Origin of the sequence: Micromonospora sp. AMSO12t, from assembly GCF_008806585.1 — a bacterium.
GTDB classification, from domain to species: Bacteria; Actinomycetota; Actinomycetes; order Mycobacteriales; family Micromonosporaceae; genus Micromonospora; species Micromonospora reichwaldensis.
Map to the genome: position 1 here is coordinate 1 of NZ_WAAS01000505.1, position 1304 is coordinate 1304.

1 protein-coding gene is annotated in these 1304 nt (G+C 77.2%); it reads right to left on the bottom strand.

Annotated elements, in window-relative coordinates; genetic code table 11:
* Positions 1 to 1304, bottom strand: a 1304-nt coding sequence (locus tag F6X68_RS32645) for a putative bifunctional diguanylate cyclase/phosphodiesterase (protein ID WP_370519025.1), incomplete at both ends; no start/stop codon positions are given.

The following is a 1304-nucleotide window of genomic DNA, read 5'->3' on the forward strand; positions in this document are numbered from 1 at the left end:
CGCCCCGCGCGGCGGGCGTGCCGACGGGGGATCTCCGCGTCGGGGCTGGGCGTCGGGCGGACCGGCCGGTAGCGGGCCAGCCAGCCGACCAGCTCCTCGGCCGGCATCGGGCGGGCGTAGAACCAGCCCTGTGCCGCGTCGCAGCCCGCCGCGTGCAGCATGCGCCAGGTGCGCTCGTCCTCGACGCCCTCGGCGACCACTCGCAGCCCGAGCGCCTTCGCCAGCTCGATCGTCGACTTGACGATCGCCGCGTCGTCGGCGTCCTCGGCCATCCCCAGCACGAAGGAGCGGTCCACCTTCACCTCGGACAGCGGCAGCCGCCGCAGGTGCTGGAGGGAGGAGTAGCCGGTGCCGAAGTCGTCCAACGAGATGCCCACGCCGATCCGGTGCAGCCGGGTGATGGTGGCCAGCACCCGACGCGGGTCGGCCATCAGGGCGCCCTCGGTGATCTCCAGTTGCAGCCGCTGCGGCGGCACGCCGTAGCGGGCGAGCCGGTCGGCGATCTGGTCGGCGATCTCCCCGGTGTGCAGGTCCCGCACGCTGACGTTGAGCGCCGCCGGCAGGCCCATTCCGGCGGCCGACCACTTGGCGAGCTGTTCCACCACGTCGTCCACCACCCGGCGGGTGAGCAGCCGCATCACCGCGCTCTGCTCGGCGACCCGGATCAGCTCCTCCGGGTCCACCATCCCCCGGCGGGGGTGCCGCCAGCGCAGCAGCGCCTCCACGCCGACCACCTCGCCGGTCGCGATGGCGACCTGCGGCTGGTAGTACATGGTGATCTCGCCCGCGTCGACGGCCGCAGCGGTGTCCGCGTCCCGCCGGCCGGCCGCGCCGTGCCGGGCACCGCGCCGGCCCGTCGGGGCCAGGTCGCCGCCGCGATCCCCCGCGCCGTCGTCGACGGGCGGCCCCTGCCGGCGTACGACCGCGCCGCCCTGCCCGCCGGGGTGCCCGGCGCCGTTGCGGCGGCCGGGACCGTCGCCCCGGTCGGGGCCGATCTCCCCCGCCGCCATCGTCCGGCGGCGGATCGGGTCCGCGGCGGTCACGATCCGGTTGATCAGCTCGTCGCCGGGCGGCGGACCGGGCCGCTGCCGGCGGCGGCGCAGCCGCCAGCGGCCGGAGCCAGGCGTGAGGCCGGAGCCAGGCGTGAGGCCGGAGCCAGGCGTGAGGCCGGAGCCAGGCGTGAGGCCGGAGCCAGGCGTGAGGCCGGAGCCGGACGTCAGGCCGGAGCCGGACGTCAGGCCGGAGCCAGGCGTCAGGCCGGAGCCAGGCGTCAGGCCGGAGCCGGGCGTGAGGCCGGCGACGTC